A 20073-nucleotide genomic window follows, 5' to 3' on the forward strand; every position below is an offset into this window, starting at 1 on the left:
TGTCTGGCTTCCGGCAACGCGTAGGGGCAAACCGCGTCTCTACGGCAATCTTTCAATTCGAATTGTAGCTTTGATGATGCACCAACTACGCCTTTTAGGCCTGCTGCTGGCCGTGTCGGCGCCGGCCCTGGCCCAGACTCCCGCCGCTCCGGCCGCTCTGGGCCCGCTCACGGTCGATAAAATCATGCGCGACCCGGCGCAGTGGCTGGGCACGGCCCCTTCCAGTGTATACTGGAGCGAAGATGGCCGCCGCATCCTCTTCAACTGGAACCCCGATAAAAACCGCCGCGACTCGCTCTACCAGGTGGCCCCGACCGGCAGCGCAACGCCGCGCAAAGTAAGCTGGCGCGAGCAGCGCACCCTGCCCGCCAGCACCGGCGAGTACGATGCCTCCTACACCCGGAAAGTCTACGAGAAAGACGGTGACATCTATCTACTGGACCTGAAAACCCAGAAAACGCGCCGCATTACAAATACCGCCGAGCGCGAAACCGAGCCAAACTTTGCGCTACGGGGCAAGCTGGTGAGCTACGTGCGCAGCCAGAACCTTTATACCTGGGACCCCGCCACCGGCGAAACCACCCAGCGTTCCGATTTCCGCAAAGGCAGCAAGCCATCCAACGGCCAGCCCAACGACAAGTCGGAGCGCTACCTACGGGCCCAGCAACTGGCCTTGTTTGAGGTGATTCGGCAGAAAGACCAGGACCGGCAGGCGCGGGAGCGGCAGCAGAAAGCGCTGGCCAAGCTGCGTCCTAAGGCCATCTACATCGGGCAGCAGCAAGTGAGCAATCTGCAGCTCAGCCCCGATGGCCGCTACGTGACCTACACGCTCATGCAGGAGCCCTCCAGCGAGAAAGTAGCGCTGGTGCCCAGCTTCGTGACGGCCTCGGGCTTCACCGAGGACATTTCGACCCGCACCAAAGTAGGCGCTCCGCAGACTGCCTACGAGCTGGGGATGTACGATGTAGCCCGCGACACGACCTTCGTGCTGGGCTACCGGGAGTTGAAAGGACTGGATGAGCAGCCGGCCTACCGCAAGGAATACCAGCTGCCCGCTAAGGCCCCCATGCCCGCCGATTCGGCTAAGGCCGCGGCTACCGCCAAAAAGGAAAAACCCGCCAACGAGCTGCGCCGCGTGCAGCCGTTCGGGCCGTTCTGGTCGGAAGACGGGCAGCGCGCGTTTCTGGTGGTGCGCTCCACCGACAACAAGGACCGATGGATTGTGGCCCTGGACCCGGCCGCCCAGAAAATCACGCTGCTGGACCGCCAGCGCGACGAAGCCTGGATCAACGGGCCGGGTATTGGCTACGGCGCCGGCAACGTGGGCTGGCTGCCCGACAACCGCCGCGTCTGGTTCCAGAGCGAGGAAACCGGCTACTCCCACCTCTACACCGTGGACGTAACCAACGGCCAGAAAAAAGCCCTGACCAGCGGTAAGTTCGAAATTCAGAAAGCCCAGCTCAGCCGCGACCAAAAGACGTGGTACCTGAGCGCCAACGCCACGCATCCCGGCGAGCAGCACTTCTACCATATGCGGCTGGATGGCGGCCCGCTCCAGCAGATTACCACCCGCACCGGCGCCAATGAAGTCACGGTGTCGCCGGACGGCAAAACGCTGGCCGTGCGCTACAGCTACGCCACCAAGCCCTGGGAGCTGTTTGTGATGGACAACAAGGCGGGCGCCAAAATGCGGCAGCTGACGCACAGCACTACACCGGAATTTGAAAGCTACCCCTGGCGCGACCCGGAAATCGTGACCATCAAAGCCCGCGACGGAGCCGATGTATATGCTCGTCTGTACCGTCCTGCCAATGCCGTAGCACAGGGCCCGGCCGTTGTTTTCGTGCACGGCGCCGGCTACCTGCAGAACGCGCACAAGTGGTGGAGCCAGTATTTCCGCGAGTACATGTTCCACAACCTGCTGGTCGACAAAGGCTACACGGTGCTCGATATCGACTACCGGGGCTCGGCTGGCTACGGCCGCGACGTGCGCACCGGCATCTACCGCTACATGGGCGGCAAAGACCTCACCGACCACGTGGACGGCGCCAAACTGCTCACCGAAAAATACGGGGTCAGCGCGCAGCGTATCGGTATTTATGGCGGCAGCTACGGCGGCTTTATCACGCTGATGGCCATGTTCACGCAGCCCGACGTATTCCGGGCCGGCGCGGCCCTGCGCTCCGTCACGGACTGGGCACACTACAACCACGGCTACACCGACAACATCCTCAACGAGCCCTACAACGACTCCCTGGCCTACGCCCGCTCCTCGCCCATCAACTACGCCAGCGGCCTGAAAGGGGCGTTGCTCATGTGCCACGGCATGGTCGATACCAACGTGCACTTCCAGGACATTGTGCGCCTCTCGCAGCGCCTCATCGAGCTGAAAAAGGAAAACTGGGAGCTGGCCGTATACCCGGTGGAAGACCACGGCTTCGTAGAGCCTTCCTCCTGGACCGACGAGTACAAGCGCATCCTCAAACTCTTCGAAACCAATTTGAAGCCTGCCGAGCCTGCTTCAGGCGGTAGCGGCGCCGGAACCGGCGCCCGCTAACCCTACCCTACCGAAAACACGCCGGGCCCACCCTCACTACTCCTGGGAGCAGCAAGGGTGGGCCCGGCGTGTTTTCGGTAGGGTAGGGTTAGAGCGGCTTGGTGAAAGCAAAACCGCCGTAGCTGTAGCCGTTGGCGTTGATGCCCTGCATCGGCGACACGGAGAAGCCGTTGCGGCCTGCCGTTTTGTGCAGCTGGGGCACCAAAATACCGGCCGCCGCTCCAATGGTGTAGCCCAGCAGGTTATCGGAAAGGAAGTGCTTGCCGGCGTCCAGGCGGTAGTAGCCTACGGCCGCCGGAATGAGCGCCGCGGCTCCCCATACATAGGGCCGGGCCCGCGAGTCGGGGTTGAAATCGTGGAAGACTTTGGCGGCGAAGAACGTAGCTGTAGCCGTAGTGGCAGTGTGGCCGGCAAAGAACGAATTAGTGGCGTTTTTACGGGTGCGCTGGGCGCTGGAAGCCTCATTGCTGTACGTGAGCGGCCTGTACCGGTACACCGTGCCGGCCGTTATAGTAAACAGGGCCCCCGTTACCGCCACCGACTGCACATACAGGCCTACCACCTGCCCGTAGCGTCCTCGGGTGGCCGGGTTCAGCGCCAGAAACGCCGGTGCCGCCGCCAGTGAGCCATAAAACAGGTAGTCGCTCCTGGTGCGGGAATTTTCGTCGTAGTTGCCGGCTACAAACCGGTCGAACTTCGGTACGTCCTCCACGCGCAGGTTGGCCACTTCAGCATCCGTGAGGCCGGTTTTCTGCTGAATCAGGTACAGGCCCAGCACATTGGTGCCCGCCAGACCCAGCGTAATGGGCCCGTCAACGGCGAAACGAGTGCGGTAGGGAGAAGAGGCCTGCTGGGCCTGTGTGGCCGCAGGAGCGCCGGCCGCCGGCAAACCGACGGCCAGGGTCAGGGTTGAAAGGTGCTTCATTGGTAGGAATAAAAGGGGAGAGTAGCGTTTCAACGGCAATTTTATGCTTGAGGTTAAGCTATGCGCAACGAGCAGTTTGCTAAAGCATGAGCTTTCCTCATAGCGACTCATGGCTCGCAACTCCTAACTAAATAGTAGCTTTGCAGCCCTGCATTACCAGCAGGGCAGGGGCTGCCGGCCCCTCGCGTACTCTACCCTACAAGCTGATGCCGTACCTGTTCACCTCCGAATCTGTTTCGGAAGGCCACCCCGATAAAGTAGCCGACCAGATTTCTGACGCTATTCTCGATGAGTATCTTCGCCAGGACCCTGCTTCCAAAGTAGCCTGCGAAACCCTCGTAACAACGGATTTTGCGCTGGTAGCCGGCGAGATTAAATCGAAAGCCCACGTAGAGGCGGAGCCCATCATCCGGGACGTTATCCGCCGAATTGGCTACGACAAGCCCGAATACCTGTTCAACGCCGACACCTGTGAGGTGATGAACCGCCTGCACGAGCAGTCAGCCGATATCAACCAGGGTGTGGAACGCGCCAAGCCCGAGGAGCAGGGCGCCGGCGACCAGGGCATGATGTTCGGCTACGCTACCCGCGAAACCGAAAACTACATGCCGCTGGCCCTCGACCTGTCGCATCGGTTGCTGCGCGAGCTGTCGGCCATCCGGAAAGCCGGCCAGGAAATGACCTACCTGCGGCCCGACGCCAAAAGCCAGGTGACCATCCGCTACAACGACGACAACACGCCGGTTGCCATCGAAACCATTGTAGTAAGCACGCAGCACGACGAGTTCGACCAGGACGAGCAAACCATGCTCAAGCAGATCGAGCAAGACATCAAAACGATTCTGGTGCCGCGCGTGAAAGCGCAGCTGGGCGAAGAAGTACAGGCCCTGTTCACCGACGACATCACCTACCACATCAACCCGACCGGTAAGTTCGTCATCGGAGGCCCGCACGGCGACTCCGGCCTCACGGGCCGCAAAATCATCGTGGATACGTACGGCGGCAAAGGTGCCCACGGCGGCGGCGCCTTTTCCGGCAAGGATTCCTCGAAAGTTGACCGGTCGGCAGCCTACGCAGCGCGCCACATTGCCAAGAATCTGGCCGCAGCCGGGGTAGCCGACCAGGTGCTGGTGCAGGTCGCCTACGCCATTGGCGTAGCCGAGCCGGTAGGCGTGTTTGTCACGACGTATGGCACCACCAAAGCCACCGGTTCATTCGGCCAGCAACTCACCGACGGCGAAATTGCCGAGCGAGTGCAGAAGCTGTTCGACCTGCGCCCGTACGCCATTGTGCAGCGCCTGGGCCTGCAAAACCCCATTTTTGCCGAGTCGGCCGCCTATGGGCACATGGGCCGCCAGCCTGGTACCAAGCAGGTGCAGAACGCCGATGGCACTACCCGCACGGTGGAAACCTTCACGTGGGAAAAGCTGGACTACGTCGACAGGATTAAAGCTGAATTCGGCCTGTAAGCCGCCGGAATTCACGTAGAATACCACATAAAAAGCCCCGCCTGAAATCAGGCGGGGCTTTTTATGTAATTAAGTCTGCTGGATTCTAGTGGGCCAGCAGCTTCTCTTTGTATTTAGTAATCTGGCGTTTCAGGCTGTCGGCGGCGGCATCGGCGGCGGCTTCAAAAGAAGGCGCGTCTTCCTGCGAAAACAGCGTTGCCCCAGGGACAAACAGCTTTACTTCCACCGTTTTGTTCGCAATACCATCTTTATTATTCAACTTCAGAATCACTTCACCTTCCGTGACACGGTCATAGAAGGTTTCGAGCTTGTCGAGGCGTTTCTGGATGAAATCGAGCAGTTTTTGGTCGGCGTCAAAGTGCACCGAATGCATCTGTACTTTCATCGTGCGTAGGGTTTGGGAGGTAAGAGAAAGAAACAACTCAGGCCTTTGGGTGGGCCTGTTCAAAAACAGATTTCAGCTTGTCGATAGACAGGTGCGTGTAGACTTGCGTGGCGGCCAGATTTGCGTGGCCCAGCAACTCCTTAATGGCGTTCAGGTCGGCGCCTTTATTGAGCAGATGGGTAGCAAATGAGTGCCGCAGCACGTGCGGGTGCTGTTGCGACGAAGCGGTGGTTATCTGACTCAAATAGTGCTTCACAGTCCGATACACCAGCTTTTCGTACAGCGGTTCACCTTTATCCGTAACGAGCAGCGTCGCCTGGGCGTTGCCTTCCGGACCAAACTCGCGTTTGCGAAACGCTATATAGTTGGTCAGCACAGCTACCAGCGTCGGGTTGAGCGGCACAATGCGCTGCTTGTTGCCTTTGCCGGTCACGCGCACCGTCTGGCCGGGCAGGCTCACATCATCCGGCCGAATTCCAATAAGCTCGGAAAGGCGGATGCCCGTGCCGTAGAGCAGCTCCAGCACCAATTGGTCGCGGATGCCGGCGAAAGTATCCGGAAACTCAAAGGAGTTAAGCAACCCGTTCAGGCTGTCCTCGGGCACGAAATCGGGCAGCTTCTTGGCCATTTTGGGGGCCTTGATGCGCAGCATGGGGTTGCGGCTGATGACGCCCGTCGTCAGCAGAAACTTGAAGTAGGAGCGCAGACAGGCAATTTTGCGGTTGACGGTGCGCGGATCCAGGTCCTGCTGCATCAGCGTCACAACCCAGGAGCGGATCAGCGTGTGGTCGGCCTGAGCCGGGTCCGGTAGCTCGTAAGTGGCCAGCAGATACGCCGCAAACTGCCGCAGATCCGTCTGGTACGACAGCAGCGTGTGGGCACTGTAGCGCCGCTCAGACCGCAGGTAATTGAAAAATAAATCCATACATCGAAGACCCGACCGCTAGGGCCGGATAACCAATGTATGGATTTCAGCGGAAGAAAAAAACTGCTGCGGTATGTACGCGAAAAAACCGGCTGGCGCGCCAAAAATGGGCATCAGCCGGTTTTTAATCGGGAAAGAGCAGAACGCTACGCGTTGTTGTCGTTGCCGTAGGTCACCTGCTTGTAGATGGCCTTCTGCTTCTGCTTACGGTTGGTGATGGACGGCTTCTGGAAGAAGGTGCGGCGACGCAGTTCTTTCAGGACGCCCGTGCGCTCGAATTTCTTCTTGAAACGCTTCAGTGCGCGGTCAACCGACTCGTTTTCCTTGATTTGTACGATGATCATATGTCAGTGGGGTTGAAAACTCTTCTATGAAGGGCCGCAAAGATAATCAGAGAGTTGGAAGATTAAAAACGGATTCTCCGGATTTTTGTCTGAGCTGCCCTGCCTGCCCGATACGCTACTTGAGCAGTGTGCGGGCAATAACCAGCTTCTGAATCTCGGAAGTGCCTTCGCCGATGGTGCAGAGCTTGGCGTCGCGGTAGTACTTCTCGGCCGGATAATCTTTGGTGTAGCCGTAGCCGCCGAAGATTTGCACGCCCTCATTGGCCACGCGCACCGATACTTCGGATGCATACAGCTTGGCCATGGCCGACTCACGGTTCACGTTGAGGCCGCGGTCCTTCATATCGGCGGCGCGGTAGGTGAGCAGCGAGGCCGCCTCGATTTCGGTAGCCATGTCCGCCAGCTTGAAGCCGATGCCCTGGAAATTGCTGATAGGCTGGTTGAACTGATGACGCTCCTTAGAGTATTGCAAAGCTGCCTCGTAGGCGCCCTGCGCAATGCCCAGGCTGAGCGCCGCAATGCTGATGCGGCCACCGTCCAGCACCTTCAATGCCTGCACAAATCCGTCGCCTACCTTACCGATAACGTTTTCCTTCGGCACGCGGCAGTCAGTGAAAATCAGCTCAGTGGTTTCGGAAGCGCGCATGCCCAGCTTGTCTTCTTTGCGGCCAGCCTCGAAGCCGGGCGTGCCCCGCTCAATGATGAAGGCCGTCATGGCGTGTGAGTCGCCGACTTCGCCGGTGCGGGCAATAACAACGGCTACGTTGCCGGTTTTGCCGTGCGTGATGAAGTTTTTGGCGCCGTTCAGTACGTAATGGTCACCGTCTTCTACGGCCACTGTGCGCATGTTGCCGGCATCCGAGCCCGTATTGGGTTCGGTCAGGCCCCAGGCTCCAATCCATTCGCCGGAGGCCAGCTTGGGCAGGTACTTGCGCTTCTGCTCCTCGGAAGCGTGCTGCAGAATATGGCCGGTGCAGAGTGAGTTGTGCGCCGCCATGCTTAGCCCGATGCTGCCGTCAATCTTCGACAGCTCGGCAATAGCCGTTACGTATTCAGTGTAGCCGAAACCAGCGCCTCCGTACTCCTGGGGCACCAGCACACCCATCAGGCCCAGTTCACCAAGCTTGTGGAATACTTCTGCCGGGAATTCCTGGCTTTCGTCCCACTTCATCATGTGGGGTTTGATGTGCTGCGCGCCAAAGTCGCGCACCATCTGGGCAATCATTGTCTGGTTTTCGGTAGCTACCAGTTCCATGGGCAAGAGCAATAAAGTTGGTGGGAAGTAGAGGCATAACCGGTAAGGGCCGGTTTAGGGTCCGCGAAAGTACGATTTTGGTGGCGGCCAGCCGCGTGCAGAATTCCGGTAGGTGGGTCTAAATTTGAAACAGGCCGCCAATTCGGTTACCTTTGAAGGTTTTTTAGAGAATCTTCCGTAACTGGACGTCGCCTTGCCAGGGCCCGTTCCCTAACTTTTCGGCTCCTTCAGCCTGCATGTATCCATCCGCATTCCGCCGCCTTGCTTTCCTTTGGCTGTTGTGTATACCATTTCTCGGACTGTTTTCCTGCTCCAATGAGGTGTACAAGCAGCGCGTAATGTTCCGGCTGGATGAAGAAGGCAAGGGCGTAGATACCACCAAGCTGCGGCGGGTAGTAAACCGCGTAAATCGAAATTACGCAATCCAGCCGAATGATTTTCTGGCGGTGCGGGTCTACACCAATAATGGCGAACGGATAATTGATCCTAACGGGGAATTGCAGTTTGGTACTCCTCCCGGCGGTATCTCGCTACCCAGCGCCGGAAGCCGTGGCGGCGGAAGCACCCAAGGCAGTAGCTCGCCTGCAGCAGGGGCCGGGCAGGGGGCCGGGCAAACCGCCAACTTCTCTGAGTTTCTGGTGCAGACCGATGGCTACGTTACGCTTCCCCTCATCAACCGGGTAAAGCTAAGCGGCTACACGCTGCTGCAGGCCGACAGCTTGCTGCAGATCAAATACAGCGAGTTCTACAAAGGAGTTTTCGTCACGACCCGGGTAACGAACAACCGCGTAATCGTGTTGGGCTCACCCGGGGGGCGCGTCGTTCCGCTCACCAACGATAATATGAACCTGCTGGAAGTGCTGGCCGCATCTGGTGGTGTAGATGGGGCCGCAGGTGGCGCCACCGGCTTGTACCGTTCGGGTGGCAAAGTATCCAACATCCGTATTATTCGTGGAGATTTGAAAAACCCACAGATTGAACAAGTAGATCTAACCACAATCAATGGTATGCGGCGGGCCAACCTACAGATGGAGCCCAACGACATTGTCTACATCGAGCCCATCCGGCGGCCGTTTATTGATGCATTGAATGACGCCGCCCCGTTACTGGGTCTGGCAGGACTTTTCCTGACCAGCATCAGTCTTATTATTACTCTGACACGTTAGCGTGTAGCTGTAGGCACCCTTTCCTTTCTGAGCTGAACTCCTGATATCATTCAATGGCCGTTAACGAAAACGCCGAACTGGAAGAGTTGATCCGTAATGCTACTGGTTCCGGTGGAGCAAGCACTGTGTCTGCCGAGTCGGAAGTAGTGGAAGAGGGAGGCGGACTGGATTTTGATACCCTGCTGATGGTGGTGCGGCGCAGCCTGATCTGGCTGCTGCTGCTTATTGGGCTCGGAATTACGGGTTCCTGGCTGTTCCTGCGCTATACCAAGCCCGTCTATAAATCATCTTCCTTGCTGAAGATTGACGAGAAAACCGAAGCCGGCGCCCTCGGTTTGGGTGGCGCATTGGGTGAAGGTGTGGCAGGCCGCCAGAGCATCAGCAAGCTCTCGGGTGAAGTTGAGCTTATCAAGTCTAATATTATCTACCGCCGGCTGAAGGATTCGCTGGATCTGGATGTGAACTACTACGCCGAGGGGACTGTGCTGGAAACAGAGCTGTATGGCGTTTCTCCTTTTCGGGTCGACTACGAAGGAGACATCCTTTATAATACCAAGTTCAGCGTCGTTTTCACCAGCCCGCAGAAGTTCCGGATTTCCTATCTGCAGGGCGGTCAGGAACAAACTAGCGAGCATACCGTCAATCAGCCGTTCAGGATAGGCGGTATGACGCTGCGCCTGCGGCCTACTGCGTACATGGGCGCTACTACGCTCGACAACAACTATCACTTTACGATTAATGACGAAGGGACCATCAACAGCTACCTCGACCGCAACCTGCTGGTGGAGATAGTAAATCCGGATGCCAATACCATCCAGATTTCCTTTCAGGACTTTACGCCAGCCAAAGCCCGCGCCATTGTCAATAAAATAGACACGGTATACCTGCAGGAAAAGATTGCGCAGAAGCAGGCTGCTACTGCGCAAACCCTTCAGTTTCTGCAGCAGCAGCTGGCCGAAAACCGGCAAAACCTGGCTGTAGCGGAAGAAAATCTGCAGAGCTTCGCCCGCCAGAATAAGACCTACGACGTAAAAGCCACCATCGGTGACCTGACCGGGCGACTGGAAAAGCAGGAAGAAGAGCGGCTGAGGCTGGTCGAGAAAATCAGGCTGCTGAATGAAGTGGCCGCATTGGCTGAGCAAGGCACCATCACTGCCCGCGAAGACCTGACGGTGGAGGAAAGCATTCCGGCTCTGGCCACTATCGAGAATCCGCAACTCTCCCAGCAACTCACCGAGGTAAACAGCCTGCAATGGAATCTGCGCCGCTTGTCCCGCTCCTACAAGGAAACTACGGAGGCCGTGCAGCAGCAGCGGGAAGCGCTGAGCTACGTGAGAGGCAATCTGCGCCGGACGCTCAAGCAGAGCCGGGACTTACTCGCGGGCCAGCTGGCCGCACTCGACCGGCAGCGTAATTCCATTACCTCAGAACTGCAGACGCTGCCCCAGAAAGCTACCGAACTGGCTCGGCTCACGCGTCCTCTGGAGCTCTACGAGAAATCGTATCTGATGCTGATGGACAAGATGGTGGAGTTCAATATCGCCAAAGCCGGTACTACGCCCGACTTCCAGATTCTGTCGCCGGCCAGCATGCCGGGCGAGCCTATTTCGCCCGTGAAATTGATGGTCTACGCCATTGGGCTGGCCAGCGGAATTGTGCTGGGCCTGGCGCTGATGGCGGTGCGCTACTTCATGCACAACACCGTAACCAACGTGCGCGAGCTAGAGCGGGCTACCAGCGCCTCCGTTTTGGGCGTAATCCCGACTTACGACAAGGAGAAGATGTCCGTGTCGAAGCTGGTGGTCGACAAAAATCCCAAATCGGCTATTTCTGAATCCATCCGCTCGATTCGGACCAACCTGGACTTTATCAGCTCGGCCAAGAAAAAGCGGCTGATTTCCGTAACGTCCACCATATCAGGTGAAGGGAAAACATTTGTTTCGGTAAACCTGGGCGGCATTATTGCGCTTTCGGAGCAGCGGGTGGTGATTCTGGACCTGGATATGCGCAAGCCAAAGGTCAACCTGGCCTTCGGGGCGGAGAACGTGAAGGGCGTGAGCACCATCCTGATTGAGAAGCACACGATTCAGGAGTGTATCCAACACACCTCCATTCCGACGCTCGACTTTATTTCAGCCGGACCTACCCCGCCCAACCCGTCGGAGCTGATTCTGAGCACCAAGTTCGATGATATGCTGGCCGAACTGCATCAGATCTACGATGTCATTCTGATTGATACACCGCCGGTTGGCCTTGTCACGGACGGTATTCTGATCATGCGGAAGGCCGACATTCCAATCTATATCGTGCGGGCCAACTACTCCAAAAAAGCCTTCCTGAAAAACATCAACAAGGTGATGCGGGCCAACGGCTTCACCCGCCTCAGCACTATCCTCAACGACTCTACGGCCAGCGGGCTTTATGGCTACGGCTATGGTTACGGCTACGGCTACGGCTATGGGCAGGGATATTATGAAGACACCAAGCCGGAAGAAGGAATGGTGAAGCGGCTGCGCAAGCGGTTTTCCTGATCGGAACCCCGGAGCAGACCATGGCCTCATTATTCCAGAAACTCTTCGGCCGGAAGGCAAGCCCCGCCGCCCTTGCGCCCGACGCGCTGGCCGTACTCGGGACCGACATGCACTCGCACGTGCTGCCCGGGCTAGATGACGGAGCGGAAGTCGTGGAACAGTCGCTGGACCTGCTGCGCGAGTTGCGGGCGCTGGGCTACCGCAAGCTGATCATGACGCCGCACGTGATGGGGGACTTCTACAAGAACACTCCCGATGGCATCCGGGCGGCGCTGGCGGTGGTCCGGCAGGCTGCCACCGAAGCAGGCCTAACCGATATGCAGCTCGAATGTGCCGCAGAGTACTACTTGGATGAGTGGTTTGGCCCGCGCCTCGACCGGGGCGACGAGTTGCTGACTTTTGGCGGTGACAAACGGTATGTGCTGTTCGAAACCAGCTATATCAATGAGCCTTTCAACCTGGCCGAAACGATATTCCGGCTACAGAGTATGGGCTACCAGCCGGTGCTGGCGCATCCGGAGCGGTACACCTATTTCTATGGGCGCTTCGAGGATCTGGTGAAGGTGCGCGAAAACGGCGCGCTGTTGCAGCTCAACCTGAATTCGCTGGCGGGCTACTACTCCTCGGGCGCCAAAAAAGTGGCCGAAAAGCTTATCGATGCCGGCCTGGTTGACTTAGTGGGTACCGACGCGCACAACATCAAGCACACCACCACGCTACGCGACAAAGCGCTGCCAGCAGACTACATGCATAAACTGCTGGCGCTGCCTTTATTGAATAATACGCTGTAGGCGTACCCATCAACGCAAACCGTACAGCGCTGGCCTCTCCTTACAATCAATAGTTGTCATATGATCTTCGTGACCGGTGGGAGCGGGCTTGTGGGAAGTTTCCTGATTCCGGCGCTGGTAGCACGCGGCCTGGCAGTGCGGGCTCTCTACCGCCGCCAGATACCCGTGCTGGCAGGAGCCGATGGCGTAGAATGGGTGGAAGGCGACGTGCGCGACACACTGCTGTTGCAGGTTGCTTTGGAAGGCGTGACGCACGTTTTTCACTGCGCCGGGCTGGTGTCGTATGCCCCGCAGGACGAAGAAGCCCTGTTGCAGGTGAACGTGGAAGGCACGGCGGCCATCGTGGATGCCTGTCTGCACCGGCCCGGCATTCGGCTGTGTCAGGTATCGTCGGTGGCGGCGCTGGGCGGCGCTTCAGAGGCCGAAGGACAGCCCGCCGACGCAGTGCAGGTACTCGACGAAAACACCAAATGGGACCTGGGCGCCGAGCACGGGGCCTACGCCACCTCCAAATACCTGGCTGAACTGGAAGTGTGGCGCGGCATTTCAGAAGGGTTGCAGGCCGTGATGGTGTGCCCCTCCGTGATACTGGGCCCCGCCGACTGGGAGCGGAGCAGCACCCGCCTGTTTCGGTATGCCTGGCAACAGCACCGCTTCTACACGCCGGGCAGCATCAACGTGGTAGACGTGCGCGACGTGGTGGACATGATGCTGCGGCTCACGCTGGAACTGCCCGTTTCGGCCGAGCGGTATGTGCTGAGTGGCGGCAGCCTGCCTTTGGGCGAGTTTCTGAGCCAGGCCGCCGCATGTTTTGGCAAAAAGCCACCCACGGTGGCCGTGCCCGACTGGGCCGCCGAAGGTATCTGGCGGCTGGAGCACCTGCGCGCCATGCTGACCGGGGCCCGGCCGCTCATCACCAAAGACACGGCCCGCGCCGGCCGCCGACCAGTGCGCTACCACGCCGAAAAGGTGCAGCAGGCCACCGGGCTGGCGTTTCGGCCGGTGCCGGAAACCATAGGGTGGTGCTGCCACGAACTGCGCCGGAAGCTGTAAATAAATGCGCCCGGCATTGGGAATAAGCAGCTAAAAAGCGTCATTGCTGGTAGCCGGCTCCGCCTTCTGCCACCGCCTGAACCCGCGTGGCTCCGGTGCGGTTGTTGTATCTTAGACACTAGACCCTGCTAAAAGGGGTTTGGTCATCAATAGGCCTACCGGGGCTGCCGTTTTGACGGTGTACCGGCACTTGATTGTAGCTGCATGAGAATGAATGAAAATTTTGAGGACCGGGACGAAGTATTGGACACCGTACGCCGGTTTGAGCGGATGGTGGCTCAGAACGAACCTGTCTTTTTCGACCTGGCCGACTTCGAGAATATCATCGACCACTATACTTCCAACACCCAATACGACCAGGCCCTGCAGGCCTGCGAAGCTGCCATTGCCCAATACCCGTTCAGCACCGAGCTCCTGATTGACCGCTCGCAGGTGCTGGCCATGAAAGGCGAGTATACGGCCGCCAGCACCCAGATTGAAAACGTAGCCCAGCTCGACCCCGACAACCCCGACGTGGCCGTAACACGCGGCATTATTGCGACGCAGAAGGGCGAGTTTGCGGAAGCCGTGGCCTTTTTCCTGCAGGCTTCTGAGCGGGCTCCAGACCGCGACGATATCTACTTCAACTTAGGTCTGGCTTATCAGAGCTGGCAGAAGTTCAAGAGTGCGGCCAAATACTATAAGAAGAGCCTGCGCCTGAACTCCGACAACGACGTGGCCATTCAGGAGCTGCTGTATTGCTTGGAGGTGACCAGCCGGCTGGAAGAGCACCTGCCGTTTTTCCAGCGCTTCATCGACGATGACCCGTACTCGGCGGTGGCGTGGTACAACCTGGGGCAGGCGCATTTCCGCTTAAACCAAGTGGAAAAAGCCATTGCGGCCTTCGACTATGCCCTGCTCATCGATGCCAAATTTTATGAGGCGCATGCTTACCTGGCCAGCACGTATGTCAGCCAGGAGCGCTACCGCGACGCCATTGCAGAGTTCGAGCAGAGCTACCCCGAAGGCCAGCCCACGCCGGAAGCGCTGTGCAACATTGGCGAGTGCCACGAGAAGCTGCGGGAGTGGGATGCCTCGCGCCGCTTCTACCAGAAAGCCATCGACCTGGAGCCGGAAATGGACGAGGCGTGGTTCGGGATTGGTATTATTCTCAACGAGCAGCAGCGCTATTTCGAGGCGATTCACTTCTTCCGCAAAGCGGTGACTATCTACGCTGAGAGCGTGGAATACTGGCTGGCGCTGGCCGCGGCCGAGTATCAGGTCGGCAACATTGTGAGTGCGCTGGAAGCCTACGAAAAAGCCTCCGAGGTAGCTCCTGACAGCAAAGACGTGTGGCTGAACTGGAGCATTCTGCTCTATGAGCAGGGCAATTTCCAGGGTGCCATCGACCTGATGCGCAACGCCATTGAAGTGCAGCCCGCCGAAGCCGAGCTACACTACCGCCTATGCGCCTACTTGCTGGCGGCCGGGCGCTACCGCGAAGCCTACGAAACGCTGGAAAATGCTCTGACCCTGGATTTCGACAAGCACCGGCTGCTATTCGAGTATTTCCCGGAGCTGGAGTCGCAGAAGGCGCTGGCCCGGTTGATAGACCAGTACCGCAAATAGAGGCAGCGGGCCGAACCAGTCACTGGTTCGGCCCGCTTCTTTTCGGGGGTGGGCTTTCTGGATTTCAGGCGTACTTTTACGCCCGTTGTTTTTTGCGGGAACTGCCAGCCGCGCTGGCTTGCTTTCCGCCTCTCAAGACTCTACAGAATGAATTACAACCTCACGCAGCTACCCGAGCGCACCGAAAAACCCCGCGAGCAAGGCTTTACCATGGTAATGGACAAAGGCCTGAGCGTGCGCGAAGTGGAAGATTTCCTGGAAGTAGGAGCACCCTACACCGACATTGTGAAGCTGGGCTGGGCCACGTCCTTCGTGACGCCCAACCTCAAGCGCAAGCTGGCCGCCTACAAAGAGGCCGGCATTCCGGTGTACTTCGGGGGCACGCTGTTTGAGGCGTTCATCATCCGCAACCAGTTCGATGACTACCGCCGCCTGCTGGAAGAATACGGCATGGAATACGCCGAAGTATCCGATGGCTCCATTGACCTGGTGCACGACAAAAAGCTCGAATACATCAGCATGCTGGCCAAAGATGTGAAGGTGCTGAGCGAAGTGGGCTCGAAGGACGCGGAGAAGATTATCCCGCCCTACAAGTGGATTTCGCAGATGAAAACCGAGCTGGAAGCCGGCGCCCTGAAGGTAATCGGTGAAGCCCGCGAGGCCGGCAACGTAGGCTTGTTCCGCAGCACCGGCGAAGTGCGCTCGGGACTGGTAGAAGAAATCCTGACCCAGATTCCGTTTGAAAAGATTCTGTGGGAAGCACCCCAGAAAGCCCAGCAGGTGTGGTTTATCAAGCTGCTGGGAGCCAACGTGAACCTGGGCAACATTGCGCCCAACGAAATTGTGAGCCTCGAAACCATCCGCCTGGGTCTGCGCGGCGACACATTCACGCACTTCCTCGACATGGACAACGTGGATGAGATGTTCAAGCCCGAAGTGAAGACGCCCGGCAAGCCCGGCACGTCTATGCCGCGCGGCTAAACGCACTGCGGTGTCGCGCTGAACGTTTTTGACGACCTAAGCAAAACGGTCGGTTCCTGATGGAGCCGACCGTTTTTGCCTGGAAGGCACTTCGGAGAAGGCAGCGACTTGGCAATTGCGCTCAATGCGGCCGCTTTTATAATGCTGCTGGAAAGAAACGGTTTTGTGCAGGAGGCTCATTCCCGCAAGGACCGTCTCTCCGGTGGGCCACTTCCCAACGTGGCTGTGTACTCGCTCCAAACCCCGCTGCGCGAACCGAACAACACTATAATGCCGGTGTAACCATATCAGCCTGATAGAGTAGGAAGATAATTCTGAATTTGTCTTTCTCTGATATGAAACACCTTTTTTCGTGGGGCCCGGCCGCGGCGCTGCTTCTGCTGGCTGGCTGCAATCAGGGCCAGCCCAAAACCGATACCCCGACCAATACACCCGCCCAAGCGGTAGAATCTCCTGATTCGGTGGCGCCTTCCAGCGCCGCCGCGCCCCAGCTGCCGGAGCCGTTTGCCACCAAATCCGTGACCAAGCGCAGCCACGTAATCGGGTGGCCGGCGGGCAAAACGCCGACAGTGCCGGCCGGATTCGTTGTTACCGAGTATGCCGGCAACTTCAACAGCCCGCGCTGGGCCTACGTGACGCCCAACGGCGACGTACTGGTGGCCGAGTCTAACACCATTCCGACGACGACTAAAAAGAAGATAGCCGCCAAGCTGGACCTCGACCCCTCTAAGTCGCTGAAGGAAACCAGCGCCAACCGCATCACGCTGCTCCGCGACACCAATCAGGATGGCAAGCCCGACGTGCGCGAAACCTTCCTGAGCGGGCTTAATCAGCCTTTGGGAATGCTCGTGCTCGGCAACTACTTCTACGTGGCCAATACCGATGGCGTGGTGCGCTACGCCTACAAGCCGGGCCAGACTAAAATCACGGGTCCCGGCCAGAAAATACTGGACCTGCCCGCCGGCGGCTACAACAACCACTGGACCCGCAACCTGCTGGCCAGCGCCGATGGCTCCAAGATTTATGTGAGCGTAGGCTCGGGCTCTAATGTGGCTGAACACGGCATGGAAAACGAGCAGCGCCGGGCCAACATCCTGGAAATAAACCCCGATGGAACCGGCGAGAAAATCTACGCCAGCGGCCTGCGCAACCCCGTGGGCATGGACTGGGCCCCCGGTACCAAAACCCTCTGGACGGCCGTAAACGAGCGGGATGAGCTCGGCGACGACCTGGTGCCGGATTATATGACCAGCGTGCAGCCGGGCGCGTTCTACGGCTGGCCCTACGCGTATTTCGGCCCGAAAGAGGACCCGCGACGCAAGGGTGAGCGGCCGGATCTGGTGCAGAAAACGGTAGTGCCCGATGTGGCGCTTGGCTCTCATACGGCCTCGCTGGGGCTGGCTTTTTACTCGGGTAAAAACTTTCCTGCGAAGTACCAGAACGGGGCCTTCATCGGGCAGCATGGTTCCTGGAACCGCTCGGAGTTTTCGGGCTATAAAGTGGTGTTTGTGCCGTTCAGCAATGGCAAGCCTACGGGCGGCATGGAAGATTTCGTAACTGGCTTCGTTGCCAATCCGGCCGAAAAAGAAGTGTACGGCCGCCCTGTGGGCGTCACGGCCATGCCCGACGGCTCTTTGCTGGTGCTGGATGACGCCGGCAACAAAGTATGGCGGGTAGCCGCGCAGCCGGGGCGCGGAGCATAGCCGGCAGATGGTGAAGCATGATGCCGCAGGGTTTAGCTACCGGCTGTACCTTGCGGCATCATGCTTCACCATCTGCGCCGCTACCTCAGCTACCTGTTCCCGCTCACCCGCATTGTGCACTCGCCGATAAGCGGGCCGCTGGAAGTACGGTGGCATCGGGGCCGCAAGGTGCTGGATACGCGCCACGCCAACTACTCTTATGGCACACTGCAGCAGGTGTTGCGCTACGGGTTGCTGTTCGTGGAGCCGGAGCAGGCCGGCCACATTCTGTTGCTGGGCCTGGGTGGCGGCTCGGTGGTGCAGACGCTGCGGCAGGAAAAGCAGTTGGCCGTGCCCATCACGGCGCTGGAACTGGACCCTACCATCATTGCGCTGGCTGATAAAGAGTTCAGAATCCGCCCCGCTGCTAATCTGCATATTGTGTGCGCCGATGCCTTCGTCTGGCTTCGCACTGCGCCTACGGCCGAGTTCGGGCTGATTATTATCGACTTGTTCGTGGATCTGGAACTGCCGGCGGGCCTGCAGCAGGCCGAGTGCTGGCAGCACGTCTGGCGGGCGCTGAAGCCGGGCGGGCAGGTGTTGTTCAATACGCTTACCTCCGCGCCGCTGGCCGTAGAGGAGCAGGAGCTCACAGAATATCTGGCCCAACTGGGCTTTGCGGTGAGGGAAATAGAAGTGGAGGCGCTCAACCGGCTGCTGGTGCTGCGTAAGCCCTGAGCCGACATAAGCCGCAGCTCCGGTTTCAGAGAGTTTGCCTCTCAATGCGCCGGGCGCTGGCGCTACTCCACCGGCTTTCTGCTTTCTTTGTAGTTCTATAAGCCACTCTTACTCTTCCGCATGGAAATTCTGCAGCATCTGCTCGACTTCATTCTCCACCTCGACAAGCACTTGGCTGAGATTATCCAGGACTATGGTGCCTGGACCTACGTCATCCTGTTTCTGATCATTTTTGTGGAAACCGGCGTGGTGGTGCTGCCTTTCCTACCCGGCGACTCGCTGCTGTTTGCGGCCGGCTCACTGGCTGCGCTGCCCGGCTCCCCCCTGAATGTGTGGGCCATGATGGGCCTGCTGATTGTGGCCGCCATCCTCGGCGACACGCTCAACTACCACATCGGCGACTATCTGGGGCCGCGCGTGTTCCGCGAAAACTCGCGGTTCCTGAAGCGGGAGCACCTCGAAAAAACGCAGGCTTTCTATCAGAAGCACGGCGCCAAAACCATTATTCTGGCCCGCTTCATTCCCATCATTCGCACGTTTGCGCCCTTCGTGGCTGGTGTGGGCACCATGAGCTACAGCAAGTTTCTGTCGTATAACGTGATAGGCGCGGTGCTGTGGGTAACGTCCCTGACGCTGGCCGGCTACTACTTCGGGCAGTTGGAAGTGGTACAGAAAAACTTTTCGCTGGTCGTGCTGGCCATCATTGGCCTGTCGGTGCTGCCGGCCGTGGTTGAGTTCGTGAAGTCCCGCCGTGCTCCAAAAGCACCCGTAGCCTAGCGGCACTGCGCCCTAAGCAGAACCAATGCTAACATTTCGAGAAACCGCTCCGGCCGCTTTGGCCGGGGCGGTTTTTTTTGTTGCTTCATGTCCCATTTTATCCTTCTATCCCATGTCTGAATTCGGGCTTATCGGCCGCACCCTGAAGCATTCCTTCTCGCAGACGTACTTCACCCAGAAATTCCAGAACCTCGACCTGCTCGATCATCAGTACGAGTTGTTTGAGCTGCCCACCATCCATGAGCTGCCGCAACTGCTGGCCCAGCGCCCCGGCTTGCGGGGCCTCAACGTGACTATTCCGTATAAGGAGCAGGTCTGGCCGTTTCTGAACGAGGTGGCACCTTCCGCCGCCCGGGTTGGGGCCGTGAATGTTATTGAGTTTGCGGCTGATGGGCGCCTTATCGGGCACAACACCGACTATGTGGGGTTCCGCAACTCGCTGCGCGACTTTCTGCCCCGGCCTGTTCCGGCGGAGCTGCGGGCATTGGTGCTGGGCAGCGGTGGTGCTTCCAAAGCCGTGGAAACGGCCCTACGGGAGTTGGGAATCGGCTATTGGGTGGTGTCGCGGAACAGCATGAGCAACGGCCTGACTTACGACGAGCTGACGCCGCGCATTCTTGCCGGGCACGCTCTCATCATCAACGCCACGCCGCTGGGCACCTACCCCGACCTGGACCAGTGCCCGCCGCTGCCCTATGAAGTGCTCAGCAGCCAGCACTATCTCTACGACCTGATTTATAACCCCAGCGAAACCGAATTCATGAAGCGCGGGCAGGCGGCCGGCGCCCAAACCAAAAACGGGTTCGAGATGCTGTGCCTGCAGGCCGAGGAAGCCTGGAAAATCTGGAACGGGCAGCAGTAAGCGGGCAGCGCACTGCCCGCTTAC

General features: G+C 58.7%; 17 protein-coding genes. 12 read left to right on the plus strand and 5 right to left on the minus strand.

Annotated features, from left to right (window positions below):
* The first annotated feature begins 73 nt into the window (after positions 1-73).
* A complete protein-coding gene (locus BUE15_RS02885; RefSeq protein ID WP_073281209.1) occupies positions 74-2557 on the plus strand; it encodes a prolyl oligopeptidase family serine peptidase in 2484 nt (827 codons plus the stop codon).
* A gap of 88 nt (positions 2558-2645) precedes the next feature.
* Here BUE15_RS02885 and BUE15_RS02890 read toward each other — a convergent pair whose 3' ends face one another.
* Entirely contained in the window at positions 2646-3482 is an 837-nt protein-coding gene (locus BUE15_RS02890) for a phosphatase PAP2 family protein (RefSeq protein WP_073281210.1), read from the minus strand.
* A gap of 206 nt (positions 3483-3688) precedes the next feature.
* Between BUE15_RS02890 and metK the strand changes: the two genes are divergently transcribed.
* Complete coding sequence (metK, locus tag BUE15_RS02895) at positions 3689-4951, plus strand: methionine adenosyltransferase (protein ID WP_073281211.1); 1263 nt, start codon at positions 3689-3691, stop codon at positions 4949-4951.
* Positions 4952-5036: 85 nt separating this feature from the next.
* On the opposite strand, the gene hpf is transcribed toward metK, so the two are convergent.
* From hpf to BUE15_RS02915, 4 genes are all read right to left on the minus strand, one after another.
* Complete coding sequence (gene hpf / locus BUE15_RS02900) at positions 5037-5336, minus strand: ribosome hibernation-promoting factor, HPF/YfiA family (RefSeq protein ID WP_073281212.1); 300 nt, start codon at positions 5334-5336, stop codon at positions 5037-5039.
* 37 nt (positions 5337-5373) lie between these two features.
* The gene (locus BUE15_RS02905) at positions 5374-6261 is read right to left on the minus strand and encodes a tyrosine-type recombinase/integrase (protein WP_073281213.1); all 888 of its coding nucleotides are present in this window, start codon (positions 6259-6261) and stop codon (positions 5374-5376) included.
* A 146-nt stretch (positions 6262-6407) separates the two neighbouring features.
* Positions 6408-6605: a 30S ribosomal protein S21 gene (rpsU, locus tag BUE15_RS02910; protein WP_073281214.1), complete on the minus strand. Its 198-nt coding sequence runs from the start codon at positions 6603-6605 to the stop codon at positions 6408-6410.
* A gap of 115 nt (positions 6606-6720) precedes the next feature.
* Positions 6721-7860, minus strand: a complete 1140-nt coding sequence (locus BUE15_RS02915; RefSeq protein ID WP_073281215.1) for an acyl-CoA dehydrogenase — start codon at positions 7858-7860, stop codon at positions 6721-6723.
* Between the two features lie 278 nt (positions 7861-8138).
* On the opposite strand from BUE15_RS02915, the gene BUE15_RS02920 reads away from it, so the two are divergent.
* The 10 genes from BUE15_RS02920 (at position 8139) to BUE15_RS02965 (ending at position 20049) form a co-directional block, all read left to right on the plus strand.
* Positions 8139-9026 (plus strand): polysaccharide biosynthesis/export family protein, encoded by an 888-nt coding sequence (locus BUE15_RS02920; RefSeq protein WP_211617575.1) that lies wholly within the window; start codon positions 8139-8141, stop codon positions 9024-9026.
* A 53-nt stretch (positions 9027-9079) separates the two neighbouring features.
* Positions 9080-11557 (plus strand): polysaccharide biosynthesis tyrosine autokinase, encoded by a 2478-nt coding sequence (locus BUE15_RS02925; protein ID WP_073281217.1) that lies wholly within the window; start codon positions 9080-9082, stop codon positions 11555-11557.
* A gap of 20 nt (positions 11558-11577) precedes the next feature.
* Positions 11578-12348, plus strand: coding sequence for a tyrosine-protein phosphatase (locus BUE15_RS02930; RefSeq protein ID WP_073281218.1), 771 nt, complete (start codon positions 11578-11580; stop codon positions 12346-12348).
* Positions 12349-12408: 60 nt separating this feature from the next.
* Positions 12409-13401, plus strand: coding sequence for an NAD-dependent epimerase/dehydratase family protein (locus tag BUE15_RS02935; RefSeq protein ID WP_073281219.1), 993 nt, complete (start codon positions 12409-12411; stop codon positions 13399-13401).
* A 210-nt stretch (positions 13402-13611) separates the two neighbouring features.
* Complete coding sequence (locus BUE15_RS02940; protein ID WP_073281220.1) at positions 13612-15009, plus strand: tetratricopeptide repeat protein; 1398 nt, start codon at positions 13612-13614, stop codon at positions 15007-15009.
* 147 nt (positions 15010-15156) lie between these two features.
* Positions 15157-15990 (plus strand): phosphosulfolactate synthase, encoded by an 834-nt coding sequence (locus BUE15_RS02945; protein ID WP_073281221.1) that lies wholly within the window; start codon positions 15157-15159, stop codon positions 15988-15990.
* A 335-nt stretch (positions 15991-16325) separates the two neighbouring features.
* A complete protein-coding gene (locus BUE15_RS02950; RefSeq protein WP_073281222.1) occupies positions 16326-17693 on the plus strand; it encodes a PQQ-dependent sugar dehydrogenase in 1368 nt (455 codons plus the stop codon).
* A gap of 60 nt (positions 17694-17753) precedes the next feature.
* On the plus strand, positions 17754-18410 hold the full coding sequence (locus BUE15_RS02955) for a spermidine synthase (RefSeq protein WP_073281223.1): 657 nt from the start codon (positions 17754-17756) through the stop codon (positions 18408-18410).
* A 120-nt stretch (positions 18411-18530) separates the two neighbouring features.
* The gene (locus BUE15_RS02960; RefSeq protein ID WP_073281224.1) at positions 18531-19187 is read left to right on the plus strand and encodes a DedA family protein; all 657 of its coding nucleotides are present in this window, start codon (positions 18531-18533) and stop codon (positions 19185-19187) included.
* 112 nt (positions 19188-19299) lie between these two features.
* Entirely contained in the window at positions 19300-20049 is a 750-nt protein-coding gene (locus tag BUE15_RS02965; protein WP_073281225.1) for a shikimate dehydrogenase family protein, read from the plus strand.
* Positions 20050-20073: the final 24 nt, after the last annotated feature.

The organism is Hymenobacter psychrotolerans DSM 18569 (assembly GCF_900142395.1).
Taxonomy (GTDB): domain Bacteria; phylum Bacteroidota; class Bacteroidia; order Cytophagales; family Hymenobacteraceae; genus Hymenobacter; species Hymenobacter psychrotolerans.

Excerpts from the sequence above, each read along its gene's own strand:
- BUE15_RS02885 (WP_073281209.1), top strand. The coding sequence starts at position 74 with ATGATGCACCAACTACGCCTTTTAGGCCTGCTGCTGGCCGTGTCGGCG.
- BUE15_RS02890 (WP_073281210.1), bottom strand. The coding sequence starts at position 3,482 with ATGAAGCACCTTTCAACCCTGACCCTGGCCGTCGGTTTGCCGGCGGCC.
- metK (WP_073281211.1), top strand. The coding sequence starts at position 3,689 with ATGCCGTACCTGTTCACCTCCGAATCTGTTTCGGAAGGCCACCCCGAT.
- hpf (WP_073281212.1), bottom strand. The coding sequence starts at position 5,336 with ATGAAAGTACAGATGCATTCGGTGCACTTTGACGCCGACCAAAAACTG.
- BUE15_RS02905 (WP_073281213.1), bottom strand. The coding sequence starts at position 6,261 with ATGGATTTATTTTTCAATTACCTGCGGTCTGAGCGGCGCTACAGTGCC.
- rpsU (WP_073281214.1), bottom strand. The coding sequence starts at position 6,605 with ATGATCATCGTACAAATCAAGGAAAACGAGTCGGTTGACCGCGCACTG.
- BUE15_RS02915 (WP_073281215.1), bottom strand. The coding sequence starts at position 7,860 with ATGGAACTGGTAGCTACCGAAAACCAGACAATGATTGCCCAGATGGTG.
- BUE15_RS02925 (WP_073281217.1), top strand. The coding sequence starts at position 9,080 with ATGGCCGTTAACGAAAACGCCGAACTGGAAGAGTTGATCCGTAATGCT.
- BUE15_RS02930 (WP_073281218.1), top strand. The coding sequence starts at position 11,578 with ATGGCCTCATTATTCCAGAAACTCTTCGGCCGGAAGGCAAGCCCCGCC.
- BUE15_RS02935 (WP_073281219.1), top strand. The coding sequence starts at position 12,409 with ATGATCTTCGTGACCGGTGGGAGCGGGCTTGTGGGAAGTTTCCTGATT.
- BUE15_RS02940 (WP_073281220.1), top strand. The coding sequence starts at position 13,612 with ATGAATGAAAATTTTGAGGACCGGGACGAAGTATTGGACACCGTACGC.
- BUE15_RS02945 (WP_073281221.1), top strand. The coding sequence starts at position 15,157 with ATGAATTACAACCTCACGCAGCTACCCGAGCGCACCGAAAAACCCCGC.
- BUE15_RS02950 (WP_073281222.1), top strand. The coding sequence starts at position 16,326 with ATGAAACACCTTTTTTCGTGGGGCCCGGCCGCGGCGCTGCTTCTGCTG.
- BUE15_RS02955 (WP_073281223.1), top strand. The coding sequence starts at position 17,754 with ATGCTTCACCATCTGCGCCGCTACCTCAGCTACCTGTTCCCGCTCACC.
- BUE15_RS02960 (WP_073281224.1), top strand. The coding sequence starts at position 18,531 with ATGGAAATTCTGCAGCATCTGCTCGACTTCATTCTCCACCTCGACAAG.
- BUE15_RS02965 (WP_073281225.1), top strand. The coding sequence starts at position 19,300 with ATGTCTGAATTCGGGCTTATCGGCCGCACCCTGAAGCATTCCTTCTCG.